A 24,021-nucleotide genomic window follows, 5' to 3' on the forward strand; every position below is an offset into this window, starting at 1 on the left:
TCCTTCTCATTCAATCAGTAAATCGCTTACATAAAGATATTATTTTTCACATAAAAAAAACCGGCGAAATCGATCCGCCGGCTTTCTTATCATTTTTCATAGCGCAGCACGGGCTTCCGCGCAGCTTTTGTTTCATCCATGCGTTTCACAACGGTTGTATGCGGTGCTTCCTGAACGACTTCAGGCGTTTCCTCCGCTTCTTTTGCGATCTGGATCATCGTATCGATAAACGCATCGAGCGTTTCTTTCGACTCTGTTTCTGTCGGTTCAATCATGATGCATTCCTCGACATTGAGCGGGAAATAGATGGTCGGCGGATGGAAGCCGAAGTCCAAAAGGCGCTTTGCAATGTCAAGCGTTCTGACTCCCAGCTTTTTCTGGCGCCTTCCCGACAGCACAAATTCGTGCTTGGAGTGTCGGTCAAACGGCAGATCGTAGTAAGGAGCAAGCTTTCTCATCATATAATTCGCATTTAAAACGGCGTTTTCCGTCACTTCTTTGAGCCCGTCCGGCCCCATTGAACGAATGTACGTATATGCCCTCACATTGATCCCGAAGTTTCCGTAGTAAGGTTTCACCCTGCCGATCGAATGCGGACGGTCATGGTCAAAAGTATAGCGTCCGTCTTTTTTCACAAGCACCGGCTTCGGCAAATACGGTATCAATTCCTTCTTAACGCCGACAGGACCTGACCCAGGTCCTCCGCCTCCGTGCGGTCCCGTAAAGGTTTTGTGAAGATTCAAATGGACGACGTCGAATCCCATGTCACCCGGCCTTGCTTTGCTGAGTACGGCGTTGAGGTTCGCTCCGTCATAGTACAGCTTTCCTCCGGCACTATGGACGATTTCAGCCATTTCTAAAATATTTTCCTCAAAAAGGCCGAGCGTATTTGGATTGGTCAGCATTAACGCGGCAGTTTCTTCGTCTACGACACGCTTTAAATCTTCCAGATCAACAAGGCCGTCGTCATTCGATTTGACGGTGACCGTTTCAAATCCGGCAACAGTCGCAGACGCCGGATTTGTACCGTGGGCCGAATCAGGAACAATAACCTTCGTCCTTTTATGATCGCCGTTTGCCTCATGGAACGCGCGGATCATCATCAGCCCGGTCCACTCGCCGTGCGCGCCGGCAGCCGGCTGAAGGGTGACCTCATCCATTCCTGTGATCTCTTCCAAATGCTCGCTCAAGTCGTACAAAAGTTCCAGCGCACCCTGCACGGTCGCTTCATCCTGGAGCGGATGGATCGCAGAAAATCCAGGGATTCTCGCGATTTTTTCGTTAATCTTCGGATTGTACTTCATCGTGCACGAACCGAGCGGATAAAATCCCGAATCCACTCCGTGGTTGCGCCTAGATAAAGCCGTATAATGGCGCATAATATCAAGCTCGGACACTTCGGGGAGATCTGCCGGTTCGTCTCTGATATACGCTTCGTCAATGACGTCTGTCACATCTGTTTCAGGGACGTCAAGCTCAGGAAGGCTGTAGCCGACCCGCCCTTCTTTTGATACTTCAAAAATAAGCGATTGATCCTGATTATTCATGGCAATCCCCCAATTCATTCATGAGTGTATCGATTTCCTCTTTTGTTCTGAGCTCTGTCACGGCGATCAGCATGTGCCGTTTTAAATCCGGATATGAAGCGCCGAGATCGTAGCCTCCGATAATATTTTTCTCAAGCAGGCGTTCATTCGCTTTTTCGACAGGTTCATTGAGTCTGATGACAAACTCGTTGAACATCGGCCCCTCAAACGCGACTTCAAGACCGGCCCGTTTAGCTGCTTCTTTTGCGTAAGCCGCTTTTTGCAGGTTCTGCCATGCGATTTCCTTGACGCCTTTTTTTCCGAGCGCCGTCATGGCGACTGACGCAGCAAGCGCGTTGAGCGCCTGGTTGGAGCATATATTTGATGTTGCTTTATCCCGTCTGATATGCTGCTCGCGGGCCTGCAGGGTGAGAACGAATCCCCTTTTCCCGTTTTCATCTTCCGTCTGACCGACTAGACGGCCAGGCACTTTTCTCATCAATTTTTTCGTGACGGCAAAGAATCCGCAGTGCGGACCGCCGAAAGCAGCAGGGATTCCGAACGGCTGGGCATCTCCGACAACGATGTCAGCGCCCAACGCCCCGGGCGGTGTTAAAAGCCCGAGAGCCAGCGGATTGGCGGAAACGATGAACATGCTTTTCCCTTTATGGGCGATCGGTTTAATGTCTTTCAGCGGCTCAATTCGCCCGAAAAAGTTGGGATATTGGACGATCACTGCTGCTGTATCTTCGCAGACGGCTTCATCAAGAGCCTCAAGATCCGCTGTTCCGTTTTTGGAAGGGACTTCTACCACATCGATGTACTGTCCTTTCGCATACGTTTTTAGAACCTCGCGCGATTCGGGATGGACGGTTTCCGAAACGACGATTTTTTTCTTTTTTGTATGTCCTGAAGCAAGCATTGCCGCTTCGGCTAACGCCGTTCCTCCGTCATACATCGACGAGTTGCTGATATCCATGCCCGTCAGCTCGCAAATCATCGTTTGAAATTCGAAAATCGCCTGGAGCTCCCCTTGAGAAATTTCTGGCTGATACGGTGTGTAGGCCGTGTAAAATTCCGACCGCGAAATCACGTGATCCACGATGACGGGCTGGTAATGATCGTATACGCCCGCTCCCAAAAAAGAGGCGTACGTCACTGTATCTTTATTTTTAGCCGCGAGTTTCGTCAGCTCTTTTGTAAGCTCCGTCTCGGACTTTGCCTTTTTAATTTGGTATTCCCCTTTAAATCTGACGCTTTCGGGTATATCGGAGAATAGCTCGTCGATTCTCTCGACTCCAATTGCCTCAAGCATCTCCTTTTTATCCTGATCTGTAGCTGGCAGGTAACGGTGCTTCATCTTCAGTCTCCTTTCAAGGTCTTGGCAAACTTACGGCTGCCGTTTGTAAAATGGGGTTTTCACGATTTTGGCTTTCAAACGTTTATTTCTGATCTCCACTTCAACTACGGTGTCGAGGGCGCAGGCTTCTTTTTTCAGCAATGCGAGGCCGACGTTTTTCTTTAAAGTCGGCGACTGTGTGCCGGTTGTCACCTCGCCTGCTTGTTCGCCTTGATAATAGACGGCGTATCCGTGTCTTGGAATGCCTTTATCGATCATTTCAAGGCCAACCAGCTTTCTGTCCGCTCCATGTTCCTTTTGGCTTGCCAGGACGGCTTTTCCGATGAAATCCGAGGCTTTGTTCGTTTTGACGGCAAATCCGATGCCGGCTTCGATCGGCGTAATGTCTTTTGAGAGCTCCTGTCCGTAAAGCGGCAGCTTCGCTTCAAACCTCAGCGTATCCCGAGCCCCGAGGCCGCACGGCACCAATCCCGAATCCTTGCCCGTTTCAAGGAGCAGCTTCCAAATGCAGGCTGCATCTTCATTCCGGCAGTAAATCTCAAAGCCGTCCTCTCCCGTGTATCCCGTTCTGGACACAAGCGCCTGCACGCTGCCAACCGCTGCATCATCCCGGAACATAAACGGCTTTAATTCTGCAAGGTCATGATCTGCGACCTGTTTTAAAATTGCTTCGGCCTTCGGCCCTTGAAGGGCAAGGAGCGCAATCTCGTCAGATACGTTTCGAACCGACACGTCACCCTTTATATGCTTGTTCATCCAATCGACGTCCTTGTCGATATTGGCTGCGTTAATGACGAGCATATAGACATTGGCCGCTTTTTTATAGACGAGGAGATCGTCGATCGTTCCGCCGTCTTCATAGCACATAGCCGTATACTGGGCGCCGCCTTCTTTCAGCGTCGAAACATCGTTTGTCAACAGCTTTTGCAAGAACGGAAGGCTGTCCGTTCCTGTGATTTCGACCTCTCCCATGTGTGAGACGTCAAAAAGCCCCGCTTTCGTCCTGACGGCTTCGTGCTCCTCTTTAATAGAAGAAAATTGGACTGGCAGTTCCCAGCCGCCAAAATCAATCGTTTTCCCGCCATATTCCTTATAAAGGTCAAATAAAGGCGTACGTTTAAGCATTCTGCTTCCCCCTTCGCTTTTCAAACTAAAAACAAGTTTGCCAATCATCAGAAAACAAGAAAGATTTCAACATCAACAGGATGGCTGCGCCGCTTTATACGGCACAAAAAAGGACAGAGAAGCCCCTTTGTCAGTTTGGAGGCTCTCTGTCCTGGCACCTGAAAGTTTACTTTGCATCAAAAGCAAAGATGTCCCCTTTGGTGGTTTGCAAAACATAATATGATACAAACTCTCTCCAGAGTTGCGTCAAGCAAGAGTTCTTTTGCCTGAGAGATTCACTGTTTCCCCAGCTTGCTCCTTCGGCGCCGCTTTTAGGTTTCCCTCTGCCGGTCTCTCCCCTTGCCGTCATTCGCTCATATTCATTTCTTTTCATGGACATACTATATAAAGCTTACGATTTTTTTACTGATGATCTACAAATATCCTACCATCATCACAACGATTGGGCAACAGAAAAAACCATTAACAATTTATTATTTCAGAATAAGAACGTTCGTGTTTTGTTTATTTCTTAGTAAAATCCGTTTTTTTCACGCAAGATTTCCTTTTAAAAAAGAACATTTGAATCTCAGAAGAGAAAGGCGGCATGACGATGAGACCAGACATTCATTTCGACAACGAATGGCCGGAACAGTTCAAAAAGCATCTTGATGAAGACGGCCCGTGGGCGAATTGGGAGCTTTACCAGCTTTCCTGTGAAGTGCAGAAAAGGCTTGCGATTCCGACGTTTGAAGGCTTGCAGGCCCCATACCACCTCCCCGGCTTCACACCGCTTCCCCACCAGCTCGAAGTCGCCCGGAAGGTGGTCGAACAGATGAACGGAAAAGCCATCTTGGCGGATGAAGTGGGCCTCGGCAAAACAGTCGAGGCGGGGCTGATATTAAAAGAATACATGATTCGCGGGCTGGCCAAGAAAATATTAATCCTTGTCCCCGCCTCGCTCGTCTCGCAATGGGTAAAGGAACTTCGGGAAAAGTTTTTAATTCCGGCCGTTGAACAGAAAAAAAGCTATGTATGGGAGCAATGCGATGTTGTCGTCTCCTCCCTTGACACGGCAAAGCGGTCGCCGCACAGAGAGACGGTTTTGTCGATCCAGTACGATGTGGTGATTATTGATGAAGCTCACAAACTGAAAAACAATAAAACAAAAAATTACGAGTTTGTCCGCAGCTTAAAGAAAAAATACTGTCTGATGCTGACGGCGACGCCGATCCAAAACAAGATCGACGAAATATTTAATCTCGTCTCCCTGCTAAAACCCGGACACTTGGGAAATGAAAGCAACTTCAACAAAGATTATACAAAACAGATCAATTCAGCTGAAGCACACGAGCGCTTGAAGTCCCTTATCAATAAAGTCATGATCAGAAACAGGCGGCATGATACCGGCATCACCTGGACAAAGCGTCATGTCGAAACCGTGCCTATTTCCTTTTCGCCTACAGAACAGGCTTTGTATGACGAGATTAAAAAGCTGAAGACAAATCATCAGCATTCATCAAGCATGTTCTCAATCATGACATTGGAGCGCGAATGCTGTTCAAGCAGGGAGGCTGTCTATATGACGCTGAAAAACATGCTTGACCGAAAGGACCGCGAAGCGCCGGTAATCTCTGAACCTGTCATCCACCATTTGATCGAAAAGGTCAACGAGGTCGCACAAAATTCAAAAGCGCTGAAAGTCGTTGAACTCATTCAAGAACTCGATGACAAAGTCATCATCTTTACCGAATACAGGGCGACGCAGATTTATCTGCAATGGTTCCTCCAGCAGAACGGCATCAGTTCCGTACCGTTCAGAGGCGGATTTAAAAGAGGAAAGAAAGACTGGATGAAAGATTTGTTCAGGGGCAAAGTGCAAGTTCTGATCGCGACTGAAGCAGGCGGCGAAGGAATCAACCTTCAATTTTGCAATAAAATCATCAACTATGACCTTCCGTGGAACCCGATGCGCCTCGAACAAAGAATCGGCAGGATTCACCGGCTCGGCCAGGAACGCGATGTCTACATTTACAATATGGCAACAAAGCATACCGTAGAAGAACATATTTTAAAGCTTCTTTATGAAAAGATTCATTTGTTCGAAAAAGTCGTCGGAGACTTGGATGATATTTTAACAAAAATCGAGGTCGGCAATTTTGAAGAGCACCTCCACGATATTCTTTTTTACTCTGCGACAGACGAGGAAATGAAAATCAAAATGGAAAACTTAACCTCTTTCATCTCTTACGGAAATGAAGACGTTTCAAACCATACACAGATAGGAGGCTAAATTCAAATGCGTCAGGAAGAAATCTACCTGTTTTTAGAACGTTTTTTCACCGCAAACGGCTGCACGATCACCGACAAAAGTCCAGGCCACATGACCGTGCAGCTGACGGTTGAGGTCGATAAACAAATCATGAACAGGCCGTTTTACTGGCACTGGCTTGAAAAGACGGGAGGAGAGCCGAATCCGATGAAAATCACGCTGATCACGAATGAAGACGAGGCCCCTTCCGATATCGAAGGGGAGTTTATTCATTTTGGATCACCAAGACTTTTTCAAATTTTCCAGGCAGTGCAAAAAAACGGCAAATTTATTCGCCTTTATGAGAAAATCCGTTCCGAAGGGGCTCATATCCCTCTGGAACCTTGGCTCGGCATGAATGTGACGATCTCGTACCAGTCCGACATGAAAAAAGATAAGCTTCTGTCCCTTGGCCTTCACTTAATCAGCGGCCAGCTGACCGAATCGTTTCAAGAGCAAATGGAAGCACGCGAGCTTTCCTCACAGATCTCTGACTACTGTTATACGATGTCGCCGTTGATTAAGCCGGAAAGCGGCATAAAACGGCTTGAGCGCTATATCGAACAGGCGGCCAGAAGCGAACCGCTTGATTGGGCTGAAGCTTCCCTGAAACGTTGGAATAACGACCTGGCACTCTTAAACCAATTTTACGAGGATACTGAAGAAAAACCGGAGGAATACGAAATTGAGAAAAAGGCCCTCCAAACGCTTTACGAGCCTAAAATCGATATTAAAGTTCAAAACGGGGGATTATTTTATCTGCGTAAAAAAAATTCAGGATAATTTTTCCAATTCGACATCGTTCTTGTTTTTATTCAGAGAGCTGGAATTATAATAGAACTAAAGAGAAAAGAGAAACTTTCGTAACAGCATTTGGACAAGCTTGGAAAAGTGTTGAGCCTTGAGGTTTATCTTTGTTTATCACAACATGGTTGTCTGAAATACATAATCAAGTATTTTGGGGGGGAAATGTATGAATAAAGATAAAAATGAGAAAGAAGAATTGGATGAGGAGTGGACAGACTTGATTAAACACGCTCTTGAACAAGGCATTAGTCCAGAGGAAATACGTATTTTTCTCAATTTGGGAAAGAAGTCTTCAAATCCTTCCACATCAATTGAAAGAAGTCATTCAATAAATCCTTTCTGAATGTGCTATAATATCGAAAGGAAGGTGATGACATTGATTGGCCAGCGTATTAAACAATATCGAAAAGAAAAAGGCTACTCACTATCTGAACTAGCTGAAAAGGCTGGGGTAGCGAAGTCTTATTTAAGTTCAATAGAAAGAAACTTGCAAACAAACCCCTCCATTCAATTTCTAGAAAAAGTCTCCGCTGTTCTGGACGTCTCGGTTCATACCCTGCTCGATGAGAAAGATGAAACCGAATACGATGGTCAATTAGATAGTGAATGGGAAAATCTAGTTCGTGACGCTATGGCATCAGGGGTTTCTAAAAAACAATTTCGAGAATTTTTAGATTATCAAAAGTGGAAGAGAAGACAGGAAAAGGAGTAAGGGAAACACATCTTACTCCCTTTGGCATTTTTTACGCTGAATAAGCCGATTCCTCATGAACATAAAAAAACGGATCATAAAGATCCGTTTTTTAAATTGCACCATTATTTATCTTCACTGTGCGCTCTTTCGTTCTCTTTCACATAACCTTTTTCATCGGCATGTTTTTTGCCGTCGATTGTCAAGCCGTTCCATTGAGTAGCTTCGAATGAGAAGTCAAGCTGTACAGAATCACCTTGATATTTGTTCTGTACCATTCTGCCGCTGGCGTCTGTTGTTTTGTCATTTACAAACTCAATCACCAATTGAACTTTATCAAAGTCATATGGGTCTTTCGGAATGCCGTCGTATTCAGGCGCAGTTTTTCCGTTGATTGTCGCTACATTGATTTTGCCATTGTCATGCAGGAACTCTGGCTCAATGGCTTTCTTCACTTTTTCATATGCGTTCTTATCTTTTTTCGCGGACATATTGTACAGATCATAAAGGTTGGCTTCATCTAAAATGATGTTTTTAGGATAGCCGTTACCGCCTTCAACTCCGACAGTCAGAACGCTGACTTTAAATTGTTTCAGGAAGTCTTCCGCTGTGCTTTTTCCGCCGTTTTTCGCGTTTCCGTCAACGAAATTGCTGTAGCCAACCTGCATCAGCACTTCTTTAATCGCAAGTGATCCGTCATTTTTGAACTCGAAATCTTTAGTGAATTTGTCGCCTGGTTTTAAGTTGGACAAGTTCACTCTTGCAGATGTATCTTTCGCATTTAAGTCAAGCGTACCTGCTGCATAAGTTGCTTGAGTTGTTTCGATGTCGTTAAACGCAGCCCAAGTTCCTCCTCCTACTAATGCCAGTCCAAGCGCAGCAGACGCAACGCCTAATCCTAGTTTTTTCTTTGTACCCATTGATAACTCCTCCTTTTATAATTAAGAAAATCTGTATATATGGAGACCTGAATGTTCAGGTGACCAACGAAGATTACATGGAAACTGATTGATCTTTTCCAGCGGCTTCAATTGCTTTAGCTTTTTGGTCAATCTCTCTTAAAGCCGCGGATACAGTAATTACTGCATAAAGAATCAACAAGAGTCCCGGCACGATCAGCAAAATGGCTGTGCCGATCGGTTTACTTGCAAAGTCCAGCAAATACCCGGCATACGGAACCGTAATGCCCGAATACTTAGCGACAACATTTTCCGCCAGTACCGGATCGGAATCAGGGTTTTGGTTATTGTCACCCTTTGTCTTGAACATGAGATTTGATTTATTTTTTGTTATACCGATAATTCGGTGGGTAACCATGGTGTTTTCGTCTTGCATGAATGTAATGATATCTCCCTTTTTCAAAGACCCGGGATTTTCAACTTTTTGAACGGCAATCACAGAACCTGTTTTAAACTCCGGCTCCATCGATCCGGATAAAACCGTTTTCAATTGATAGCCGAAGAGCTGCGGCTCCCCGCCGGACGACTTTGTCGAAATCACGACGATGACCGCGGCGATGATGATTGTGAAAATAATCACATATAAGAAATTGCTGATCCATTTCATCACATGTTTCATGACGCTTCCCCGCTTTCTAATGAATTATCTTCTTTTCTATTTTCTTTATCTACGGATTCACTGTCCTTTGGTGTTTCCTCTATATCCTGCTCAGACTTTTGCGTTGTTTGAGTCTGTTCAGTTTGCTTTGGTTTTGCTGAAGCTTTTTTAGGAGGCTTCGGTGTTTCTTCTTTGCAGTCTTGAAGCTCCATTACATTTGACCAAATGAAAGGTTTGCCCTTTTTAACATCTGGATGGCCTTCAGGTCTGATCAATTTAAAAGCGTATAGCCCTCCTTTTGCTGCCCGCTTTGACTCTATCCGGTAGATGCTGCTTTCGGCTTCTTTTTTGAACACGCCTTTATCGATCACAGTCCCGTCCTCTAGCGGCTTTTTGGAATGACCGAGTTTATGAAGCTCCCACTTCCATTCAGAGTCGGCGATTTGACTGCCGCGGTTTTTATATTCTGCAAACAATGTCAGCGGTGCACAGACCGTTCCTTTCGTCTTCGTCTGCTTTTGAAGCTTCAAATCGCTCCCGTCCCACTGCTTCTCATCTTGAGGAAAAGTTGAGGCCGCTTTCATTGTCATGCTGTATGTTTCCACATCATGAAATGATGCGTTTGTATGCTGTGACAGCTGACTCCCCAATCCAATTAACAGGTATATGATCAGCAGCGTTTGAAAAACGATAATGTTTTTTCCGGCTCTTTTTCGGCATCTCCTAGTTCGAGATAATCGGAACATGACTACCCTCCTAGCGAGTATGTAATGGCTTTTGTTTCCGTTCGTTTTAAAGAACTTTATAGTTAGAGTATAAAGAACAAGTGTGCCGTTTGAAAACTGTCAAAAAAGTCGATTAAGTTCGTTCTAAAGAACATTTTCGTTTAATTCCTCAAAAAACCTCTCAAATTCTCATCTTTTTGAAAAGTTTGTAGTTCTTTATAGTGTACACAATTTCTTCTTAATTTTTGTATAAACACTGTTGACAAGGAAAAAATAGGATAGAAAGGATGATGACCCGTGCTGAAAAATGTCATATTATGTTCTTTTTTACTGCTTTCTAGCATTGGGCCGCTCAATGCCCATGCGGCAGCTTACGAAACAGCCCGCATGTCTAAGTGGGAAGAAAAAGCGGTTGAGGAAGCAAAAAAGAGATATCCGGAAGCAGAAGTGCGCCTCACGAAAAAAGTATGGGATCGAAAGCGGGCCGATGAAGCGGTCAAACAATACCATGTCACATTGAGTGAAGGAAATAAAAATTTCGGAGTGTTTGTCACAATTTCATTTGAACCTGCGACACACAAAATTAACAAAGTCGTCGTTGTGGAAGAATATAAATAAGCCGCATTGCAGTGCAAAGCGGCTTATTTATGCTTTTTAAAAAACATGATACAGCCAAGGGGAAGAATGCCGAACCATTGATATATCCTGGACGGCGGCTTTAATTCTTTACGTTTTTCTTTCATTTCTTTTCTTTCCTGCTTAGGCGTGTCCATATATTTTACGAGCTGTTCCGTCATATATTTAACATAATCGTTCGTTTTCATCGCATCACCTCTTGGGGAGTTCTGTCAGTTGAAGTGTTGTCATCCGAATCTTTTTTTATACATTCTTCATGATTTGGACACACAATTTTTAATATTCCTTCCACTGCGTGATTTTTTGATTTCTTAAATCATATTGAAATTGAGCGCTTGTTTCTGTGCCGGAAGCTGTCGTTACCTGAATCTGGACTCGTGTGAGCTGCTGATGAGCCGGGCTGACAGAATACGATATCAAGCCATGCTGTTTTTGAACTTTTTCTTTTGTCTCTTCGTGAATATGGGACAAGGCATGGAGAATTCCATTTTGGAGAAGGTTTTGCTGAATGTGAAATTCTTTTGTTTGCTGTGCAAACGTTCGCTGATTCGTTAATAAAGCGGCTGAGTGACTCGCGCAGAGCATGCAAATCACAGCTGCGAAAACAGCAGCGGGATAAATGAATCCTTTTGAATTTTTCACGTGATCACCCTTTTACATATGATAGAGCGGAATAGACGTGCGGTATGATTTGCCGCTTAGACTTGTCGCTTCAAGGATCAGCAGGTGATTTTCAATCATAAACCTCATTTTTTTGACATGCTGTAATAGAGGCACATGACCTTTTCCATTGACCCTTTTTCGAATAACTGTCTGATATTGCTCATAGCGAACGGTGTCACCTTGGCGGTTTGTCATCGCTAGTGACTGATGATCACCGGCACTTCTTATGTCAATCGAATTCCTAGACTCCTTCAATATTTGCTCGGCAGTAATCGTCCATTCACGGGGGTGAATATCCGAACCGTTTCTTTCCGGGGATAAAAACAGATGAAATATCGAGGCCATCGTACCTGCAACGAACATGTGCACCATTAAGGAAAACATTATATTAAGAAGGGTATATCCCCTTTGCCCGCAAAATGGTGAAACAGTGCCTTTGGCTGTCTCTTTTTTTAATAGAGATGCATACTTCATAATCATCTCCCTTCTCCTTCCATTCAATAAAGTAAGATGTATTCCGGTAAAGCACAGCTTCTTTAGCCTGGAACCGTCCGGTCAGCGTGTAGCGGCTGATCTTTTCCTCCAATATGCGATATGTCTCTTCTTCTTTTTCGGACGCTTCGCGCTGCAATGACAGCTGATGAAGCATAGGGATCAATAACATGGTGATCATTACCCATATGCCGAATGCGGAAACAGCTTCAACCGTTGTAAAGCCTTTATTTTTTTTGAACATTAATCTTTCCGCTTCCTAAATAGATCGTCAGTATAAAAGAGGCATGCTGTGTATCGATCACGATCTTTCCCCCTTGATTCGGAACACCGCTTGGATTAAAAGTAAGAATTGGTTTGAGCGTCGACTTTTTGATTGCGATATTGCAGCTGTATGTCCTGACCAGTTCAGGCGATGAGCCTTCGTCCGAATGCTTCATGATATAGCGGCAGCCGGCAAAGTCAAACTGCACCTTAACCGTCGTATGGCGGACGAGAGCCGTCTGCTGAGCGTAAAGCAAATCCTCTTCAAGCTGTGAGACAAAGTGCTGAACGATTCTTTTTTCATAAATGGGAGGCAGTAGAGCAAAGAGAAGAGAGAACATAATAGAACCGATCATCAATACAGTTAAACTTTCCAAAAGCGTAAATCCTTTTTGATTCATAACCGTCAATCAGCCTGTGCTTTGCCGTTTGAAATTTTAATTGCTTTCCCATTCGGACACTTTAAGTTCTTTTTTATGTAACCTTCAGATTCAAGCTCCGCCCTGTTCGGCGTTTTCCCGTCATGATCCATCTGATAGGCCGTGATCTGCGCTTGAACCATATTGATTAATCCTTCGCATCCTTTCTTTTGGATGCTTTGGTTATGCTTGGTCACATTCGGAATGGTGATCAACAGCAGGATGGAGATAACGAGCATGACGACTAACATTTCTATCAGTGTAAATCCCTTTTCATTCACAGTTCCGTCCTCCTTATAGCTGGTTCATCATTTGATACATTGGCAAAAGCATGGACAAATAAAGAATTAATATCATCGCCGCGGTTAGCCCGTAAATCAATGGCTGGATCAGGCCTGTCCATTTTTCGGCCTTTCTTTCAAGCCGCTCAATCAAAAACTGACTATATGAATACAGCTCTCTGTATAAGTGCCCATTTAGTTGGCCGTGTGCAACAGCCTTTGCTAAATCATTTTCATAAAACGGATGTCCGGCCAGCATCTGCTCCAGACTCTCCCCCTGTTTCAGCCGCTCGATCAAGCGCTTCGCTTCATTTTTATGAAATCGTAAAAACGGCTGGCTTTCAAATGCTTTTAAACTGTCATATACAGACAGACCCGCTTGCAAAAGATTGCTCAGCTGGAGCGATAAAAAATAGCTGTTGAATAGTTTGAAGGTTTGGCCCAGCAAGGGAATTGTAATGAGAAAGGCCATTTTGTCTTCTGGAGGTTTATGGCGGAATGAACACAGATAATAGAGGGATAGAGCTGCGGCAACCAGCGGCAGTCCCGCGAAAAAAAGATAAAAGTGATCGAAAACATAAAAGATGAGAGTCGTTGCAAAAGACGTTTCAACGTTCATCGATTCATAGATGGCGGAAAATTGCGGAACTATTGCTGATTTCATAATAGAGATGATGACGCAGACCGTTAAAACTAAAAACAAGGGGTATCTGGCGGCTTTCTTTAATTTTTCGCTTTGAGCGATCTTGCGGTGAAGCAGCTCTCCGCTCTGCCTAAAGGCAAATGGCAAATTCCCGTGCTGTTCGGCAAAGTAAACAATGGTGACAGCATCCTTGTGAAAGGAAATCATTTCAAGAACTTGAAACACAGGACACCCTTCTGTCAGCTTCTCCATCGCAAATGTCAGATCCGCTCTTCGTCTTTCATTCAATTGCAATTTCAGCATACTTAAAGCATCCAAAATCGTATAGCCACTCTGCATCATGTCTCCTAGTTTTTTCAGAAGGTCCGCCTGTTCCCGGACAGGCCACTTCATTTTAATCTTCATGGCCTATCCAGCGTTCATAAGTTTTCGACGGCAGATATCCGAGTGCTATTCCCTTGCGGATCAGCATTTTTAAGGTGTCTGTTTTGATGCCACCGCATCTGCCTTTTGCTTCTTCGATGCAGAGATTAAGGCTTTTTCCGTACAAAAGTTCAAAGACGCTTGCTCTTCTAACTGGTCTCGACAATCTGCAATACAAAGTGCAGCTGTCGCCGCAAAACGGACAGACGATATCGACAAGACGCTGGGCGCTGACTGCGACCAATGTTTGTTCAATTTCTGTCATATCAACGCCGAGCTCGAGCAGCCTGTATATCGCACCTTTAGCATTTTTCGCATGCATGCTCGATAGAACAAGGTGTCCCGTCAAAGCTGCCCTGACTGCGATTTGGGCTGTTTCGGCATCGCGAATTTCCCCTAGGATGATCATGTCCGGATCGTGGCGCAGCACCGCCTTCAACCCCGCAGAATAAGTCATGCCCGCTTTTTCGTTCACTTGTACTTGCAAAATGTTTTCGCTTCTTGATTCGACCGGGTCTTCCAACGTAATGATATTTCGCTTAAAATGCCGCTTGGCGTAGTCAATTAAAGAATAGAGTGTTGTCGTTTTTCCCGAGCCTGTCGGGCCGGTGAAAAGCATTAATCCGTGGGAATGCTTCAGAAAAGACAGCAGCTTGAATGTTGCACTCGGGAACAATGAGAGCTTTGTGAGCGGCTTGCTGCTCATCTTGGGAAGAAGCCTGATGACCAAGCTTTCATCATGGATGGTGGGCAGAGTGGACATCCTTAAATGAACGGGCTCACGGTTGATATAAAGAGTTAAAGCCCCGCTTTGCGGCAGCCGTCTCTCGCCAATGTCCATCGAAGAAAGAAATTTAAAGTGAGAAATGAGTCTAGAGCACTCATTTCTCGTTAATCCGTCTTTTTGAAACAGTTCGTCATCAATCCTGAAGCGTACCACCGCCTCTTTTTCACCGGGAACAATATGAATGTCTGACGCCTTCATTCTATATGCCTCGTCAATTAATCTTCCGCTTAATGATTCGATCGTGTACAAACCATTGCGCCTCCTTTCTAAGCGCAGTTTATACGAAAACCATCGGAAGCATCAAATCCATAAAAAGCGCAAATCAAGCCGAATACGTAACAAAAACGGAATCTCCGAATACCAATTTGACTATTTTATTCGACTTCAAGCCGCTGAAATAGAAATTTAAACCTGCTCTTCGGCCTTGCCGTCTTCATGGATGCAGAAGCCTTTATTGCAAAGCGCCTTAGCAAGACTCTGTTCTGTTTTAATATGTGAAAAATCCATGCCGAGCTTCACAACTGTTTGGGCAATCTCCGGTCTCAAACCCGAAAGAACCGTTTCAACGCCAAGCAGCTTTGTGCTGTCTACGACTTTGAACAACTGATGGGCGACCATCGTATCGACAACAGGAACACCGGAAATATCAATAAAAAGATGCGAGAGATGAAGCTCAGCACACTGCGTGAGCGCAGATTCAATGATCACCGTTGCCCTGTGAGTATCAATTTCACCAATGAGCGGCAGCACACCGATGTGCTCTGATACCGGTATGACCGGTGCGCTCAGTTCGCGAATCATCTCGGTCTGCGCCTTCAATTGGCTCTTTGTCGTATGCTCATATTCAAGAATAAACTGCTCTATGACCTCATCCATCATTAAGTGAAGCTGTTTATTCCAGATAAAAAAATCTTTTTTCGAACTGTCTGGTGCATGTTCATCTGAAAATTGCTCGATCTCATCTATTAAAAGTTCACGGCACACTTTAAAACCATTTATGCTTTCGGTAACCGGAATTTGGCTGACAGCCCTGTCGTAGGCAATTTCCTTGGCGCACCCGGAAGCTTTATTCCAGCATAGCGCCTGTTCATCTTTGGCAAATACCTTTGAAACAGCCAGTATAAAGTCCTTGTATTGCTGTGCCGTTTTTTCTTTTTCAGACGCTGTTCGGGACAGCCATTCATCTGTGATTCTGTCCGCCTGTTTGACCAGATACTCATAAAGGGCTGCATGCTTGTTTTCCATGTCAATCCTCCTCATTGTTTTCCCTTTAAATCAATCGCTTAATGACCAACTGATTTGAATGCTATGTATAAAACGAAATCGATTGTCAACACTATATGTAAGCGCATTGGGCTATAGCCAAGCGGTAAGGCAACGGACTTTGACTCCGTGACGCGCTGGTTCGAATCCAGCTAGCCCAGTTACACAGGCGAAAAAACGAAGATATGCTGAACATGCAATATGTCAGCAATCTTCGTTTTTTTCAGGAAACAGAACGGTGTAAGGTGTGTTTTTTTAATTTTAAGAGTTCGCCGGGATTGTATCCGACGACCAGCTTATCGCCGTTTACGATAATCGGGCGTCTCAGCAGCTTTGGCTTTTGAATTAACAATTCCAGCACTTCGCTTACCGTTAATTCTTCAATATCAAGATTTAACTCTTTAAATGCCTGGCTTCTTGTCGCCAATATTTCATCGATTCCTTCGGTCGTGAGAGACAAAATATGTTTCAATTCATCCTGGTTCGGCGTTTCCCTGAAAAGATGCCGTTCTGTAAAATCAACCTGGTTCGCTTTCAGCCAATGTTTCGTTTTTCGGCATGATGTGCAGCTCGGGTATGAATAAAAGGTCAGCTCTTCCATGAATGATTCCTCCTTAAATGTACTGACTTTGTCTTTGTATGTTTCAGTACCCGTGATGTTTTCCGTTTAAACACGTGACAGGTTATTTTTTAAATTCCTTATCACAAAATTGTAAAAAATGAATTGTTTTTCCCAAAATGAAAATGTTTACATTTTAAGATAAATTGATTTATAATGAAATCAAAGGGGCTTTTTGGGAGGGATATAAATGAATCGCATGTTCCGTGTGTTAGGTTTCTGGACAGGTATCTTTGCGGTCATGTTTTATTTAGGAAATATGAAAGATGCATCACTGCTGTTCTTCGGTCAAACTGTATTTTTTGTGTTCTTATCGTATCTCAACTTGACCGAGCGGATGTACATTTATATTTTCGGTGCTTACTTGACAATCTTTTTTGCCGCATTTACATATTATTCTGTGTTCATTATGGTTCCCGGACAGGGAGGCCATTAAAAAAAGACGATCCAGATGGATCGTCTTTTTTTATGTTTTACAAAGTAAATCCGTTGATGAACGGGTTTTGTTCCTGTTCTGTTGCAATGTCCGTCTCGGGGCCGTGCCCGCTTAACACAAGCGTCTCTTCCGGAAGTGTCAGCAGTTTTTGATGAATACTGTCCATCAGCACCTTTTGATTGCCCCCCGGCAGGTCTGTACGCCCGATCCCTCCTTTAAACAAAACATCGCCGGAAACGATCAGGTTTTCCTCTTCGGCATAATACGAGACGCTGCCCGGAGAATGCCCAGGCGTAAAGAGCATGCGGAGCGTAAAAGGGCCGATTTTAAGGTCTCCCTCTTCTTCGATCAGATGATCTGCTTTTTCTGCTGTGATCGTCTGCCCTGTAAGCAGCGCTGAACCGTTTAATGAAGGATCAGTCAGCCATTCAGCTTCATTTTTATGCACGTATACAGGAATGTTCCATTCTTTTCTGACATTGTCCACAGCTCCGATATGATCAAAATGAGCGTGAGTGAGCAATACGGCAAGAGGTTTCAGCCCGTTTTCTTTTATGTATGCATTCAGCTTCCCTGATTCGCTGCCTGGATCAAATATTAAGCAGGTGCCGTCATCATTGGATAAAATATAAGCGTTCGTCTGGATAGGCCCTAAAGGCATTCTTCTCCATTTCATTATTTTCACCTCAGATTCATCTTTCTTTGTTCCATTATGAAGGTTTTGTGAGAAACTTTCAATGAATCATGTTGTCCTCGACAAATTTGATGAAAACGGTTAAAATAAAATTGGAAATATACTGCAGGGGATCCAAGCGAAGGGGGTTTATATTGATGTTGCTCGTGATCATTTTCGGTCTAGTCACGATATTATCTGCTCTTGGGGTTCTTCGTTCTCTTAAACAAATCAACGTTCTTGGCATCTTGTTCGGCGGGGCGGCTTTTTTAGTGTTCGGATGGTTTACCGTCATGACAATTATTAACAGCGGGTATCCGACAGTCCACTAAACCCGATGCCTTTAGACAAAGACAGCCTTATTCCGTTATTTCGGAACAAGGCTGTCTTTCTTATTGACTGAAATGACGCTGAACGCTTGCAAGCTTGCCCTCCATCGTCGTTTTCTTATCACGGCGGTCGTCAATCCTGATATTTGTCGCTACTCTGTGGATGCCTTTTTGGAAAGGCGCTTCGTGAATCGTCTGAATCACCTGAAATAAATCGCTTAGTTCCCCTTCAATCAAAGTATTCATCGGTGTCAGCTGATAATTGATTTTGCCCTCTTTTTTAAATCCTTCCAAAATGGTTTGAATCTCCGCTACATACGCGCTTACGCTCGGAGTCTCGGTACCGATCGGTATGATGGTGACGTCTGCTATGGCCACTGTCCATTCTCCTTTCTATTCTTTGGTCACAAGGGGCGCTGCTGTTTTTGAGTTGAGTGAAATGATTTGATCCTGAGTATAGCCGTACAATGCATAATCCCCGTCAGGAGATAAGGTAATCGGAAGCATTTCCACTTTTTCACGAATGACTTCCCGCTTGCCTGATTTGAGGTTGACGGAAATCAGATCATACAAGGAGCCCGACTCATTTGGCTGATACGTATAAAACAGCTCATGCCGAGGGTCATAACCGTATTCCATCGGTGACAGGCTGCCATATTCCGAGAACAGCGGCAACTTGAAAGAGATTTTCTTTTCCGATGAAGAAACGTCTGAAAATATGTAGGTGCCCTGGCGCTGATCGGATGAAGGCGTTACGATGAGCCGCATATCGCCTACAATATCGAGAAGTACGGCATCGCCTGCGAGCTTCTTTTCCCGTCCGTCCGCTGTGCTGTAGGAATAAACAGGAGCCGGCTTTTCCCGGTCCCGTTCATTCCATTTGATATATTCAAAAGTGTCGGCGGAAGTCCAATGAATAAAGGCGGCCTGTGCGATGTTTTTTTCCGTTTGCTCTTCTTTTGCATCAATTAGGCTTGATTCATAATTCCAGTCTTTCGTGAATGTTGTGACATATAAAAGAGAAGGATCGAATCGATTCCAGTCCACTTGCAACTCATGCGTGCGAAATTTTTTTGCAAACAGCTGTTTCCCCTGTAAATTAAGCAAAGTTAACTTCATTTCAGAGCCGTTTCCGGCGGTTTGGATAAGAATCATGCCTTTTTCACTGTTGACTTCCGACGCTATCAGCCTGTCATCTGTCTTGTAGATCGTTTTGCCCGTCCCTTTAAATATATCATATGATTTGATTTCACTTCCTCCGACCGGATCGGTTGCGGTGTATATAACGGTTTCATTATCAAGCCATCCTGCCGTCTCATCAAAGTGCCGGTCCTTCAGCGCTATCACTTTTTTATCTTTTACTGCTGCACCGCTTTCTCTTTTCCCTTCCGGCTCCTCATGATGAACGCTTTTTGATCCTTCTTGATGCTGCGGCGTGCAACCAGCCGCAGCCACGGCCATCAGAGCGGCAATAATCAATAATGAAACTCTCAAACCGGCCATTCTCCCTCCATAAATGTTTGGCTGTCTAATTTACGATTTTCACCGTGAAAAGTTTCAGCTTTCAAAAAAACAGGATGCCCAAAGTATTCCTCTGCTTTTACAATATATATCGTCAAATTGTTTCAGCGGTAAAGGATTTTTTCCTTTGCCAAGTTCAACAGTATATCCTTCTCTTCCGTAATAATGAATAAACCAATCTCTAAATCCTGCATAGCTGTCTATATATCTGACGCCCTTATAACCGCTCAGGCGCTCAAATGTTTGGATCACATCAGCTGATTCAGGAGGCTCCAATCCCTTGTATCCCCAATAAATTTCCTCCCCCTGTGTGTGAAGCGCCACAAGCCGGTCAGGCGGCTCGTTTGCGATTAAATCCCTCATCGCTGCCGCTTCCGGTTCTGTCAGCGGTTCATCTCCGGGGTAGTCTCTGTAGGAAGGGGATTTAGGCGGTTTTCTTTGTTTTTCGATCTCCCAGAAAGACGGAAACTGATTATTTAAATCCACTCCGTTTATATTGGCTTTCCATTCCCGGAAATCCGGCTGATGCTCGTTCATCTCATCCAGCGCTTCTCTCGCGATCCCAAGATGACCGGGGCCGTTAAGTACAAGGTCAACACCGTCGGGATTAACGATCGGCACGACGGAAAGCTTTGTTGATGAAAAAATATCGAGCGGCGAAAAACCTAAAGCGGTCTGGCCTGTACATAAATGATAACAGTATTCTTTGAGCCATTTCATCAAAACAGAAGTGGTGATCCATTCATTGGCATGAAAAGAGGCATTCATATGCGTTCTTTTTCCGGCATTTTCAGCTCCAAGGAGCAGTTCATATATAGGCTGGCCCATGCTTGAGCGGCCGATGATACGGGAAGTAACAAACGGAAAGCATTCCGTCAATCTGCCAATTTCCTTTTTCAGTTCTGCTGAATCGTAAACGGCTGTTTTTGTCAGCCACTGTTCATCTTCAAACGTGTATTGATTCGCCAATAATTGCAGCTGTTCATATGTTTCTGCTGCTTGAACGTTTTTTCCTGCATGAAAAGATACTCCCGGAAAATAAAGTTCGTCCGCGGATACATTTGCATTTGCACTGATTAAAAGCGGTTCGGGTATGTTCAGAATGTCAGACAGTCTTTCCATATTCTGCTTTAACTCCGGTTTGATGTTGATGAATGCCATCAATGATCCCTCCCACAATAGCATATGAGGAATGCTCGTTTAAAAACTCTCCCGGCTTGCACTTGAAAATCGCTTTTTCAATGAGGGTTCACCCCGGTTTCGCGCGCAAAAAAACTTCCGCCTGACAAGGCGGAAGTTCTTCTATTTTGTTAAGTTTTCTGTAATAAATTCGAGCTGGCCCTCTAATGAAATCGGATCGGAAAAATAGAAGCCGACAGGGTCGATTTTATAGACATGTTGGTTTTTGACCGCCCCAAGGTTCTTCCAAATGGATGTATTAAGCACGGCGCTGTCGTCTCCGCTTGATTCCCAAGGTCCTATAAATATATAATCTCCAGCGAAATCAGGCAGCTTTTCTAAGGAAATGCTCGTGTAGCCCGGGCCTTCGTCGATTGCTTTTTCCTTTGTCAGCTTTGTCGCCTTTAAGCCGAGATCTTGGTAAACAATGCTTCCTCCCCTTCCGAATTGATCGCCGAATACAAAGATTTCTTTACCGTTAGTTTGCATAATGGAAACCGTTTTGTTCCCGACAGCTTTTTGAACTTTTGATTTGGCCGCCGCAACTTTTTTGTCCCATTCAGCCAGCCATTTCTCCGCTTGATCTTCAGTGCCTGTCATTTTTGCGAAATCCTTCAGCCGTTCAGTGCTATTCAGACTGTCATATTTCAACGCGACCGTCGGAGCGATTTTTTCCAGCTTTTCGATATCAGCGCCTTGGGTCGTCCATACGACAATCAAGTCCGGTTTTAATTGAATAACCTTTTCAGCAGAATTTCCTTCACCTATGTTTGTCACACCATCGGTTTTCCCCTTGAAATAAGGATTCTTGAAAACCCTGTCAGGGGCGCCCACTACATTGAGACCGAGTGTCTTGAAATAGCCGAAATAATCGTCAGCCATGACAACCACCCGCTTCGGATGCTTCGGCACTTTAACCGTTCCGTTTTCAGCCTTGTATGTAATCGTTTCTTCGCTTTTTGATTTAGAAGAAGAATCTTTGCTCTCTGTTTGATTGCCGCATGCTGTCAATGCTGCGATCAATAATAGTACAAAACACGCTGCCGCGATCGTCTTACCTTTAATATTCACTCTTCATACCTTCTTTCCTGTTTGATCACCCGATAAAGAGAATCATTATCAATTATATCATAACCGGCATCGGTTTGATCATGATTTTTATGACGGCCTCTTGTCATTAAAAACAGGCCGGAACGATATCCGGCCTGCTGCATCAGCTTTCTCCGCCTAAAAAGAAGCTTACTCGTCTTTTGGCTTGGAGTCAGATTGCTTTTTTAAGCGCTCGCTGTCATAAAACCTCAGCAAGTCGCCGTAAATGATTTGATCTGAGTATGAAAGCTCCTGTTTGGCTTTTTCAATGTACGGCTCACAGCCTTTTTTATCTTTAGACGGCTCGCCTGTCGATTTATCATAGCATATGCCGTCTGTGTATACTTTGTCTTTCGTAATAAAGCTGCCGTCGCGGAGCACTGTGAACTCCGTTTTGTCTTTGGCAAACAGGTCGTTTCCAAACTGGATCTGATCGCTTGAATCGATTCCGAGAAGATTCAGTATAGTCGGTCGAATGTCGATTTGGCCGCCGACCGTGTCAATGGTTTTCGGCTCTTTATCCGTCACTCCCGGAATGTGGATCACAAGCGGGACTCTTTGAAGCTGCACTTCCTCAAAAGGGGTTACTTCTCTGCCGAGGAATTGGCTCATCGCTTCGTTATGGTTTTCGGAAATCCCGTAATGGTCACCGTATAAAACGATAACAGAATTATCGTAGAGGCCGTCTTCTTTCAGCTTTTCAATGAAACGTTTCAGCGCTTCATCCTGATAGCGGACGGTCGGGAAATATCTGTTTAACGTACGGCTTTTTGAATCGAATTCATCGATCAGTTTATCTTCCTCATCAAGCTCAAACGGAAAATGGTTTGTCAGCGTGATCAGACGGGTATAAAAAGGCTGAGGCATTTCTTTCATCAGCTCTGATGTTTGTTCGAAAAATTCCTTATCTTTCAATCCCCATCCAACTGAATTTTCTTCGTTTACATCATAGGATTTGATATCGTAAAACTTATCGTATTTAAACGTTTCGTACATAATATCCCGATTCCAGAAGCTTTTGTTGTTCGCATGGAAAATCGAGGAATAGTAGCCGTGGTTCTTCAATATTTCAGGCATTGCCGTATATTCGTTTCCTGCATTTGTAAAGAAGACCGCTCCCCTTCCAAGAGGGTAGAGAGAGTTGTCGACAATGAATTCGGAATCAGCCGTTTTGCCTTGGCCTGTCTGATGATAGAAATTCTCGAAGCTGTAGCTTTTCTTAATCAGGTCATTTAAATACGGCGTAATCTCTTTGCCGTTTAACTTTTGGTTTACGACAAAGCTTTGGGTGGATTCCAGAGAAACGAGGATCACATTCCGTCCTTTGGCGATCCCGGCCAGATCCTTGTTGGTGTCCGTGCGGTTTGCGTTGACATAGTTTTCAATCTCCGTGAGGCTGTTGCTGTCGGCCAGCGCACGCTGCGCAGACTGCTTCGACTGGATCAGCCCGTCATAGATATGGAAGTTGTAAAGGCTGATGTTTTTCACAAGAACTTCCCTATCAAACGATCTTGTCAAAAGCTGCGGTCTTTCTGTTTCAGAAATCCCTAAATTAAAAAAGAAAACGGCAGCGACAAATAGATAGTAAGCCGCGCGCTCCTTTCTTGTCGCCTTTCCGCCTGTTTTGGCAGGCTGGCGCTTGTACAGCCAAATTAAAATGGCAATATCAACGATGAGAAGCAAATCGGCCGGCATAAACAAAGAGTTGATGCTGCTTCCCAAATCGCCCATATTATTCGTCTGGAACAAAACAGGAATGGTTAAAAAGTCGTTGTAAAAACGGTAGAAAATCATGTTGGCAAGCAAGACAAACGTCAGGACGATGCTTGCCCCGATAATAAACCGGTTTCTGTTTTTTTCTTTAAAAAACAGGCCGATTCCGAATATAAACAGCAAAAAGCTTAGAGGATTGATGAACAATATAAACTCTTGCATGAAGTTTTCAATTTTAATGTTGAAGCTTGTTTTGTAGACGACATACGTTTTCAGCCACATCAGCAATGTCGCGATTAACAAAAACGAAATTTTTGAAAAAAATGACTTTCGCATTCCAAACCTCCCTATGCAGCAAGACGCATGTTTCTGCAAACGGCATTTCCACATATTGTTTATTTTAGAAAAATCGCTAAAATTACTAAATCATATCTTAACCTGTCTGTACAAAAAAATCAATCATTTTTCACATTGGCTTAAAAGTGTTAACAATGCTGCAAAGCGGTCCGA

The 24,021-nt window shown here is 44.2% G+C and carries 30 protein-coding genes, 1 tRNA gene and 1 riboswitch; of the genes, 8 read left to right on the forward strand and 23 right to left on the reverse strand.

Annotated elements, in window-relative coordinates:
* Positions 1-89 precede the first annotated feature (89 nt).
* The 3 genes from gcvPB to gcvT are packed head-to-tail and all read right to left on the reverse strand — an operon-like array spanning position 90 to position 4,011.
* Positions 90-1,547, reverse strand: a complete 1,458-nt coding sequence (gene gcvPB, locus H7F26_RS19380; RefSeq protein WP_003183434.1) for an aminomethyl-transferring glycine dehydrogenase subunit GcvPB — start codon at positions 1,545-1,547, stop codon at positions 90-92.
* On the reverse strand, positions 1,540-2,886 hold the full coding sequence (gene gcvPA / locus H7F26_RS19385) for an aminomethyl-transferring glycine dehydrogenase subunit GcvPA (RefSeq protein WP_003183435.1): 1,347 nt from the start codon (positions 2,884-2,886) through the stop codon (positions 1,540-1,542). The genes gcvPB and gcvPA overlap by 8 nt, the downstream gene beginning before the upstream one ends.
* A 30-nt stretch (positions 2,887-2,916) precedes the next feature.
* Entirely contained in the window at positions 2,917-4,011 is a 1,095-nt protein-coding gene (gene gcvT, locus H7F26_RS19390) for a glycine cleavage system aminomethyltransferase GcvT (RefSeq protein WP_003183436.1), read from the reverse strand.
* A 244-nt stretch (positions 4,012-4,255) separates the two neighbouring features.
* Positions 4,256-4,360, reverse strand: a riboswitch (glycine riboswitch).
* A 243-nt stretch (positions 4,361-4,603) separates the two neighbouring features.
* Here gcvT and H7F26_RS19395 point away from each other — a divergent pair.
* From H7F26_RS19395 to sinR, 4 genes are all read left to right on the forward strand, one after another.
* Positions 4,604-6,283, forward strand: a complete 1,680-nt coding sequence (locus H7F26_RS19395) for a DEAD/DEAH box helicase (RefSeq protein ID WP_003183439.1) — start codon at positions 4,604-4,606, stop codon at positions 6,281-6,283.
* A 6-nt stretch (positions 6,284-6,289) separates the two neighbouring features.
* Complete coding sequence (locus H7F26_RS19400) at positions 6,290-7,084, forward strand: YqhG family protein (RefSeq protein WP_003183441.1); 795 nt, start codon at positions 6,290-6,292, stop codon at positions 7,082-7,084.
* A gap of 190 nt (positions 7,085-7,274) precedes the next feature.
* A complete protein-coding gene (gene sinI / locus H7F26_RS19405; RefSeq protein ID WP_003183444.1) occupies positions 7,275-7,451 on the forward strand; it encodes an anti-repressor SinI in 177 nt (58 codons plus the stop codon).
* 33 nt (positions 7,452-7,484) lie between these two features.
* On the forward strand, positions 7,485-7,820 hold the full coding sequence (sinR, locus tag H7F26_RS19410) for a transcriptional regulator SinR (protein WP_025804940.1): 336 nt from the start codon (positions 7,485-7,487) through the stop codon (positions 7,818-7,820).
* Positions 7,821-7,924: 104 nt separating this feature from the next.
* Here the strand turns inward: sinR and tasA are convergent, their stop codons facing one another.
* The 3 genes from tasA to tapA form a co-directional block, all read right to left on the reverse strand.
* Positions 7,925-8,719, reverse strand: coding sequence for a biofilm matrix protein TasA (gene tasA, locus H7F26_RS19415; protein WP_003183447.1), 795 nt, complete (start codon positions 8,717-8,719; stop codon positions 7,925-7,927).
* A 73-nt stretch (positions 8,720-8,792) separates the two neighbouring features.
* Entirely contained in the window at positions 8,793-9,377 is a 585-nt protein-coding gene (gene sipW / locus H7F26_RS19420) for a signal peptidase I SipW (RefSeq protein WP_003183449.1), read from the reverse strand.
* Positions 9,374-10,102, reverse strand: a complete 729-nt coding sequence (gene tapA, locus H7F26_RS19425; RefSeq protein ID WP_003183451.1) for an amyloid fiber anchoring/assembly protein TapA — start codon at positions 10,100-10,102, stop codon at positions 9,374-9,376. Before tapA ends, sipW begins: the two co-directional genes overlap by 4 nt.
* A gap of 276 nt (positions 10,103-10,378) precedes the next feature.
* Between tapA and H7F26_RS19430 the strand changes: the two genes are divergently transcribed.
* Positions 10,379-10,699 carry a YqzG/YhdC family protein gene (locus tag H7F26_RS19430; protein WP_003183454.1) on the forward strand — a complete coding sequence of 107 codons (321 nt, stop codon included), beginning with the start codon at positions 10,379-10,381 and terminating at the stop codon, positions 10,697-10,699.
* 23 nt (positions 10,700-10,722) lie between these two features.
* Here the strand turns inward: H7F26_RS19430 and H7F26_RS19435 are convergent, their stop codons facing one another.
* The 9 genes from H7F26_RS19435 to H7F26_RS19475 all read right to left on the reverse strand — a co-directional run bounded on the left by H7F26_RS19435 (position 10,723) and on the right by H7F26_RS19475 (position 15,934).
* Positions 10,723-10,905, reverse strand: coding sequence for a YqzE family protein (locus H7F26_RS19435; protein WP_003183456.1), 183 nt, complete (start codon positions 10,903-10,905; stop codon positions 10,723-10,725).
* 88 nt (positions 10,906-10,993) lie between these two features.
* Complete coding sequence (gene comGG, locus H7F26_RS19440; protein ID WP_003183459.1) at positions 10,994-11,359, reverse strand: competence type IV pilus minor pilin ComGG; 366 nt, start codon at positions 11,357-11,359, stop codon at positions 10,994-10,996.
* Between the two features lie 12 nt (positions 11,360-11,371).
* On the reverse strand, positions 11,372-11,860 hold the full coding sequence (gene comGF / locus H7F26_RS19445; protein ID WP_011201694.1) for a competence type IV pilus minor pilin ComGF: 489 nt from the start codon (positions 11,858-11,860) through the stop codon (positions 11,372-11,374).
* Positions 11,769-12,116 carry a competence type IV pilus minor pilin ComGE gene (comGE, locus tag H7F26_RS19450; protein WP_009327907.1) on the reverse strand — a complete coding sequence of 116 codons (348 nt, stop codon included), beginning with the start codon at positions 12,114-12,116 and terminating at the stop codon, positions 11,769-11,771. Before comGE ends, comGF begins: the two co-directional genes overlap by 92 nt.
* Positions 12,100-12,537 carry a competence type IV pilus minor pilin ComGD gene (gene comGD, locus H7F26_RS19455; RefSeq protein ID WP_009327905.1) on the reverse strand — a complete coding sequence of 146 codons (438 nt, stop codon included), beginning with the start codon at positions 12,535-12,537 and terminating at the stop codon, positions 12,100-12,102. Before comGD ends, comGE begins: the two co-directional genes overlap by 17 nt.
* Positions 12,538-12,542: 5 nt before the next feature.
* Complete coding sequence (comGC, locus tag H7F26_RS19460; protein ID WP_003183466.1) at positions 12,543-12,836, reverse strand: competence type IV pilus major pilin ComGC; 294 nt, start codon at positions 12,834-12,836, stop codon at positions 12,543-12,545.
* Positions 12,837-12,849: 13 nt separating this feature from the next.
* On the reverse strand, positions 12,850-13,884 hold the full coding sequence (gene comGB, locus H7F26_RS19465; protein WP_011198115.1) for a competence type IV pilus assembly protein ComGB: 1,035 nt from the start codon (positions 13,882-13,884) through the stop codon (positions 12,850-12,852).
* The gene (gene comGA / locus H7F26_RS19470) at positions 13,874-14,938 is read right to left on the reverse strand and encodes a competence type IV pilus ATPase ComGA (RefSeq protein WP_003183477.1); all 1,065 of its coding nucleotides are present in this window, start codon (positions 14,936-14,938) and stop codon (positions 13,874-13,876) included. Before comGA ends, comGB begins: the two co-directional genes overlap by 11 nt.
* Before the next feature lie 156 nt (positions 14,939-15,094).
* Positions 15,095-15,934: an STAS domain-containing protein gene (locus H7F26_RS19475; RefSeq protein ID WP_003183480.1), complete on the reverse strand. Its 840-nt coding sequence runs from the start codon at positions 15,932-15,934 to the stop codon at positions 15,095-15,097.
* A gap of 107 nt (positions 15,935-16,041) precedes the next feature.
* Here H7F26_RS19475 and H7F26_RS19480 point away from each other — a divergent pair.
* Positions 16,042-16,113: transfer RNA gene (locus H7F26_RS19480), tRNA-Gln, on the forward strand.
* A 62-nt stretch (positions 16,114-16,175) separates the two neighbouring features.
* On the opposite strand, the gene H7F26_RS19485 is transcribed toward H7F26_RS19480, so the two are convergent.
* A complete protein-coding gene (locus H7F26_RS19485) occupies positions 16,176-16,553 on the reverse strand; it encodes a Spx/MgsR family RNA polymerase-binding regulatory protein (RefSeq protein WP_003183482.1) in 378 nt (125 codons plus the stop codon).
* A 208-nt stretch (positions 16,554-16,761) separates the two neighbouring features.
* Here H7F26_RS19485 and H7F26_RS19490 point away from each other — a divergent pair, with 208 nt between their 5' ends.
* Positions 16,762-17,007: a DUF2626 domain-containing protein gene (locus tag H7F26_RS19490; RefSeq protein WP_003183483.1), complete on the forward strand. Its 246-nt coding sequence runs from the start codon at positions 16,762-16,764 to the stop codon at positions 17,005-17,007.
* A gap of 37 nt (positions 17,008-17,044) precedes the next feature.
* Here H7F26_RS19490 and H7F26_RS19495 read toward each other — a convergent pair whose 3' ends face one another.
* Entirely contained in the window at positions 17,045-17,683 is a 639-nt protein-coding gene (locus H7F26_RS19495; RefSeq protein ID WP_003183485.1) for an MBL fold metallo-hydrolase, read from the reverse strand.
* A gap of 155 nt (positions 17,684-17,838) precedes the next feature.
* Between H7F26_RS19495 and H7F26_RS19500 the strand changes: the two genes are divergently transcribed.
* Complete coding sequence (locus H7F26_RS19500) at positions 17,839-18,012, forward strand: DUF2759 domain-containing protein (RefSeq protein WP_003183486.1); 174 nt, start codon at positions 17,839-17,841, stop codon at positions 18,010-18,012.
* A gap of 60 nt (positions 18,013-18,072) precedes the next feature.
* On the opposite strand, the gene H7F26_RS19505 is transcribed toward H7F26_RS19500, so the two are convergent.
* The 6 genes from H7F26_RS19505 to H7F26_RS19530 form a co-directional block, all read right to left on the reverse strand.
* Positions 18,073-18,387 carry an MTH1187 family thiamine-binding protein gene (locus H7F26_RS19505; protein WP_003183487.1) on the reverse strand — a complete coding sequence of 105 codons (315 nt, stop codon included), beginning with the start codon at positions 18,385-18,387 and terminating at the stop codon, positions 18,073-18,075.
* Between the two features lie 15 nt (positions 18,388-18,402).
* Positions 18,403-19,512 carry a YqgU-like beta propeller domain-containing protein gene (locus tag H7F26_RS19510; protein ID WP_003183488.1) on the reverse strand — a complete coding sequence of 370 codons (1,110 nt, stop codon included), beginning with the start codon at positions 19,510-19,512 and terminating at the stop codon, positions 18,403-18,405.
* Between the two features lie 54 nt (positions 19,513-19,566).
* Complete coding sequence (locus tag H7F26_RS19515) at positions 19,567-20,691, reverse strand: M14 family metallopeptidase (RefSeq protein WP_003183489.1); 1,125 nt, start codon at positions 20,689-20,691, stop codon at positions 19,567-19,569.
* Between the two features lie 141 nt (positions 20,692-20,832).
* Entirely contained in the window at positions 20,833-21,780 is a 948-nt protein-coding gene (locus H7F26_RS19520) for an iron-hydroxamate ABC transporter substrate-binding protein (RefSeq protein ID WP_003183490.1), read from the reverse strand.
* A complete protein-coding gene (locus H7F26_RS19525) occupies positions 21,777-21,923 on the reverse strand; it encodes a hypothetical protein (RefSeq protein ID WP_016885934.1) in 147 nt (48 codons plus the stop codon). The genes H7F26_RS19520 and H7F26_RS19525 overlap by 4 nt, the downstream gene beginning before the upstream one ends.
* Before the next feature lie 25 nt (positions 21,924-21,948).
* Positions 21,949-23,847: an LTA synthase family protein gene (locus H7F26_RS19530; protein WP_003183491.1), complete on the reverse strand. Its 1,899-nt coding sequence runs from the start codon at positions 23,845-23,847 to the stop codon at positions 21,949-21,951.
* Positions 23,848-24,021: the final 174 nt, after the last annotated feature.

The organism is Bacillus sp. PAMC28748 (assembly GCF_014250415.1).
GTDB lineage: Bacteria > Bacillota > Bacilli > Bacillales > Bacillaceae > Bacillus > Bacillus licheniformis.

Excerpts from the sequence above, each read along its gene's own strand:
- gcvPB (WP_003183434.1), bottom strand. The coding sequence starts at position 1,547 with ATGAATAATCAGGATCAATCGCTTATTTTTGAAGTATCAAAAGAAGGG.
- gcvPA (WP_003183435.1), bottom strand. The coding sequence starts at position 2,886 with ATGAAGCACCGTTACCTGCCAGCTACAGATCAGGATAAAAAGGAGATG.
- gcvT (WP_003183436.1), bottom strand. The coding sequence starts at position 4,011 with ATGCTTAAACGTACGCCTTTATTTGACCTTTATAAGGAATATGGCGGG.
- H7F26_RS19395 (WP_003183439.1), top strand. The coding sequence starts at position 4,604 with ATGAGACCAGACATTCATTTCGACAACGAATGGCCGGAACAGTTCAAA.
- H7F26_RS19400 (WP_003183441.1), top strand. The coding sequence starts at position 6,290 with ATGCGTCAGGAAGAAATCTACCTGTTTTTAGAACGTTTTTTCACCGCA.
- sinI (WP_003183444.1), top strand. The coding sequence starts at position 7,275 with ATGAATAAAGATAAAAATGAGAAAGAAGAATTGGATGAGGAGTGGACA.
- tasA (WP_003183447.1), bottom strand. The coding sequence starts at position 8,719 with ATGGGTACAAAGAAAAAACTAGGATTAGGCGTTGCGTCTGCTGCGCTT.
- sipW (WP_003183449.1), bottom strand. The coding sequence starts at position 9,377 with ATGAAACATGTGATGAAATGGATCAGCAATTTCTTATATGTGATTATT.
- tapA (WP_003183451.1), bottom strand. The coding sequence starts at position 10,102 with ATGTTCCGATTATCTCGAACTAGGAGATGCCGAAAAAGAGCCGGAAAA.
- H7F26_RS19435 (WP_003183456.1), bottom strand. The coding sequence starts at position 10,905 with ATGAAAACGAACGATTATGTTAAATATATGACGGAACAGCTCGTAAAA.
- comGF (WP_011201694.1), bottom strand. The coding sequence starts at position 11,860 with ATGATTATGAAGTATGCATCTCTATTAAAAAAAGAGACAGCCAAAGGC.
- comGE (WP_009327907.1), bottom strand. The coding sequence starts at position 12,116 with ATGTTCAAAAAAAATAAAGGCTTTACAACGGTTGAAGCTGTTTCCGCA.
- comGD (WP_009327905.1), bottom strand. The coding sequence starts at position 12,537 with ATGAATCAAAAAGGATTTACGCTTTTGGAAAGTTTAACTGTATTGATG.
- comGB (WP_011198115.1), bottom strand. The coding sequence starts at position 13,884 with ATGAAGATTAAAATGAAGTGGCCTGTCCGGGAACAGGCGGACCTTCTG.
- H7F26_RS19475 (WP_003183480.1), bottom strand. The coding sequence starts at position 15,934 with ATGGAAAACAAGCATGCAGCCCTTTATGAGTATCTGGTCAAACAGGCG.
- H7F26_RS19485 (WP_003183482.1), bottom strand. The coding sequence starts at position 16,553 with ATGGAAGAGCTGACCTTTTATTCATACCCGAGCTGCACATCATGCCGA.
- H7F26_RS19490 (WP_003183483.1), top strand. The coding sequence starts at position 16,762 with ATGAATCGCATGTTCCGTGTGTTAGGTTTCTGGACAGGTATCTTTGCG.
- H7F26_RS19495 (WP_003183485.1), bottom strand. The coding sequence starts at position 17,683 with ATGAAATGGAGAAGAATGCCTTTAGGGCCTATCCAGACGAACGCTTAT.
- H7F26_RS19500 (WP_003183486.1), top strand. The coding sequence starts at position 17,839 with ATGTTGCTCGTGATCATTTTCGGTCTAGTCACGATATTATCTGCTCTT.
- H7F26_RS19510 (WP_003183488.1), bottom strand. The coding sequence starts at position 19,512 with ATGGCCGGTTTGAGAGTTTCATTATTGATTATTGCCGCTCTGATGGCC.
- H7F26_RS19515 (WP_003183489.1), bottom strand. The coding sequence starts at position 20,691 with ATGGCATTCATCAACATCAAACCGGAGTTAAAGCAGAATATGGAAAGA.
- H7F26_RS19525 (WP_016885934.1), bottom strand. The coding sequence starts at position 21,923 with ATGCAGCAGGCCGGATATCGTTCCGGCCTGTTTTTAATGACAAGAGGC.
- H7F26_RS19530 (WP_003183491.1), bottom strand. The coding sequence starts at position 23,847 with ATGCGAAAGTCATTTTTTTCAAAAATTTCGTTTTTGTTAATCGCGACA.